The sequence below is a fragment of the Pseudoalteromonas sp. BSi20439 genome (assembly GCF_000241165.1).
Classification (GTDB): domain Bacteria; phylum Pseudomonadota; class Gammaproteobacteria; order Enterobacterales; family Alteromonadaceae; genus Pseudoalteromonas.
Genome location: NZ_BADW01000046.1, coordinates 1 through 3,465, shown reverse-complemented (window position 1 = coordinate 3,465; position 3,465 = coordinate 1). Strand labels below are relative to the sequence as shown.

Genomic DNA, 3,465 nt, shown 5'->3' with positions numbered 1-3,465 from the left:
GAATGTTATTTCTTTTGGTAAATAATACCGGGGTTACAGCGCACCATATCAAAGTCCGTACTTAAGCCAGACATAGACTCCGACGCACCTAAAAACAAATACCCTTTAGGGTTAAGTGCTTGAGAAAATTGTGCAATTATTTTAGCTTTCACTTCAGGTGAAAAATAAATTAAAACATTACGGCAAAATATAATATCGAATTTACCCATCAAGGCGTACGAGTCGAGTAAATTTAAATGCCGAAAGCTCACTTGTTTTTTTAATGAGTCAACCACTTGTGCCATACCATTGCCGCTGTCTTTAAAGAACTTCTTACGGCGTTCAGCAGAGAGTCCGCGAGCCAATGCCAATGCGTCATATTCAGCGTGTTTACACATATCCAGCATGGTATTTGATATATCTGTACCAATTATTTGTGCACCCATTTTTAAAACACCAGGGCTGCTGGATTGAAACTCAGCCACCGACATAGCAATTGAATAGGGTTCTTGGCCTGAAGAGCTCGCAGCAGACCATATTTTTAACGGTCTATTCAACGCTTTAAATTCAGGGAATAATCTGGTTTTAAGCAATTCAAACGGATATTGATCTCTAAACCACAATGTTTCATTGGTTGTCATCGCATCAACAACGGCAGCACGTAACTGGCGCTCATGCACACCTAGCGTTTTAGTTACCAGTTCAGATAACGAATCAACATTAAATCGCGTCATTAATGGCGCCAAACGGCTTTTAACCAAATACTGCTTATTTTCACCTAAAACAATACCGCACTGTTGTTCTAAAAATAAGCGAAATTGATCGTATTCTTTTTGCTGCAAATCTTTATTAGTCAAATCAATAACACCTGTGTTTATTAATCACAATGAACCCACTTATTAACGGCTGTAGCAAGCTCGTCTGGGTTAAATTTTGCAATAAAATCGTCAGCACCTACTTTTTCAATCATTGCTTGATTGAAAACACCGCTTAAAGATGTATGTAAAATAACATGAAGTGGTGCAAGTTTAGGATCGGCTTTAATCTCTGCAGTGAGTGTATAGCCATCCATTTCTGGCATTTCTACATCAGAAATTAATAACCCTACACGCTCTGTAATATCATTAACGCAATCAAGCTCTGCAATTTCTTTTAGTCTTCTTAGAGCTTCTTTACCATTTTTAGCAAGCTCAGTAGTAACACCTAAAGGCTCTAGCGCTCGTTTAACCTGATTTCGTGCCACGGCCGAATCATCGGCAATAAATACAATTCTTTCACCTAGGTCTTTTTGTATATTTCCTTGAGCAGCAACATCATCACTCACGGTAGTATTCACTGGGCAAATTTCGTTTAAGATTTTTTCTACGTCAAGTATTTCTACCAGTTCATTTTCAATTTCAGTGACGGCTGTTAAATAAGAATAGCGACCCGCACCTGATGGCGGTGGCATTATTTTTTCCCAGTTCATATTAACAATTCGCTCAACACCACCAACTAAAAAGCCCTGCACTGTGCGGTTATATTCTGCAATGATAATAAAGCCATCCTCTATGCTTTTTATAGGTCGCCCGCCAACAGCCATAGATAAATCAATCACAGAAATAGTTTGGCCTCGAATATGCGCTACACCACGAATATAAGCGTTAGATTTTGGCATGCTCGTTAATGGAGGACATTGAAGAACTTCTCTCACCTTAAACACATTAATGCCGAAGCGCTGACGCCCGTTAAGCTTAAATAACAATAATTCCAAGCGGTTTTGCCCAACCAACTGAGTACGCTGGTTTACTGAGTCTAAAATACCGGCCATTTAAATCTCCTAAGAAAACAAATATAAGGAACGATAATTGCTTTCAATTAATAAAGCGTCATAACACAACGGGGGCGTCTAAATTCTGACGCAAAATATTTATACCCTGTTTGCAACCATAAGCATAGTCGAAACATTATGAGTTTGTTAAAAAAAACCAGAAGATACAGTGTTTTTTATTTTCTTGCTAGCCTCTGCTTCACTTTGCCACTAAAGGCTCAAGTATTTAGCAAAGAATCGCTTCAAGAAATGGCTGTATCTTATGTTGCTCAAAAAGCAGTAACTACAAATGATAACAAAATACAGTTTAGCGCATTACCGTTAGATAGCCGCATACCCGATCGCCATTGTAACTCTGAGCCAGAGTTAGTAACGCCAAGCGAGCCCCCTTTTAATCGTCAAGTCACCATTCAAATAAAATGTAACGATAGTGACAACTGGGCACAATACGTTCATGTCAGAATCACTGAATCAGCACCTGTTGTTGTTGCAACTACTAATTTAGCACGAGGTGAAGTAATTACTCCATCCCATTTAAGTATTGATATGCGCCCTGCGCACTTTATACGTGTTCAGTACCTTGATGATCCTGCGCTACTTATTGGTAGTCGCAGTAAACGTAATATTCGTGAAGGTATGCCTGTGCTGCTCAATCAAATTTGTATGGTTTGCAAAGGCGACTCTGTCAACATTTTTGCTAATATTAAAGGGTTAAGAGTAAAAACGACGGGTGTTGCATTAGAGGATGGAACCTTAGGTGAACAAGTACGGGTAGAAAACAAAAAACAGGTAAAGTTTTAAATGCACGAGTAGATGGTGTAGAGTCTGTGCAAGTAAATATTTAATGTGAATTTATGCTAAAGTATCTTTAGTAAATGCCGATATATAGGCATCAGTTGGGTAATAAACGGGTTTTTATCATGGTCGGTCAAGTAAATAAATCAAATCAACAGTCTGGTGTTTTAACGAACACTCAACAGCAAAAAGTTGATTTAAAAAGAGATAATGCAAATACACAGGCTGCACAAACGCCTTCACCTAAAGCTGCAAGTGACTCGGTGAGCTTAACACCGCAAGCCAAGCAACTAAAATCTTTGCAAGAAAAAGCAGAGCAGTCTTCAGGTTTTGACAGTAATAAAGTTGCTGAACTTAAAAAAGCCATTACCGAAGGCAAGTATCAAATAGATAGTGAGAAACTTGCCAAAAACTTAGCAGATTTCGAGTTTAATGTTTATGGCTGATCACAATAGTTTAATTACGATTAAACTAAACGAACAAATTAATTGTTTAACAACCTTGAGTGAGCTTCTTACTCAAGAGCTTAATGCTATTGCTTCTCGTCGAGGCGAAGGTTTAAAAGAAATTGCCCAACAAAAAATGTCTTTTTTAACCAGTATAAGCACCCTAGATAAAGAACTAAGTAAACTGATTGCCAGTAATGATCAGCAAACAGATGAAAACGCTGACTTAATAAAGCTGACCAGAACTAAGCTTGAGCAATGTCAAAAACAAAATGAAGTTAACGCTCACGCAGCACATCAGGCACAGTTAAGTGTAAAACAGTTGAAAGGTATTTTAATTGGTGCGCCATCATCGATGACCTACGACCAAGCTGGCAGCGTTGTAAATACTGATAACAGTATTGTACGTAACCTAAAAGCCTAAATTATTACCCA

General features: G+C 38.3%; 4 protein-coding genes and 1 pseudogene. 3 read left to right on the top strand and 2 right to left on the bottom strand.

All coding sequences use genetic code 11. The features are described 5' to 3' along the window. Positions 1–5: 5 nt before the first annotated feature. On the bottom strand, positions 6–836 hold the full coding sequence (locus tag P20439_RS04010) for a protein-glutamate O-methyltransferase CheR (protein ID WP_008464808.1): 831 nt from the start codon (positions 834–836) through the stop codon (positions 6–8). A 20-nt stretch (positions 837–856) separates the two neighbouring features. Beyond that, positions 857–1,789, bottom strand: coding sequence for a chemotaxis protein CheV (locus P20439_RS04005; RefSeq protein WP_008113063.1), 933 nt, complete (start codon positions 1,787–1,789; stop codon positions 857–859). A 138-nt stretch (positions 1,790–1,927) separates the two neighbouring features. Between P20439_RS04005 and flgA the strand changes: the two are divergent. The 3 genes and pseudogenes from flgA to flgN all read left to right on the top strand — a co-directional run bounded on the left by flgA (position 1,928) and on the right by flgN (position 3,454). Continuing rightward, a pseudogene (gene flgA / locus P20439_RS04000) lies at positions 1,928–2,634 on the top strand (flagellar basal body P-ring formation chaperone FlgA). 75 nt (positions 2,635–2,709) lie between these two features. After that, positions 2,710–3,030 (top strand): flagellar biosynthesis anti-sigma factor FlgM, encoded by a 321-nt coding sequence (gene flgM, locus P20439_RS03995; RefSeq protein ID WP_008464803.1) that lies wholly within the window; start codon positions 2,710–2,712, stop codon positions 3,028–3,030. Beyond that, complete coding sequence (gene flgN, locus P20439_RS03990; protein WP_036932872.1) at positions 3,023–3,454, top strand: flagellar export chaperone FlgN; 432 nt, start codon at positions 3,023–3,025, stop codon at positions 3,452–3,454. The genes flgM and flgN overlap by 8 nt, the downstream gene beginning before the upstream one ends. Positions 3,455–3,465 lie beyond the last annotated feature (11 nt).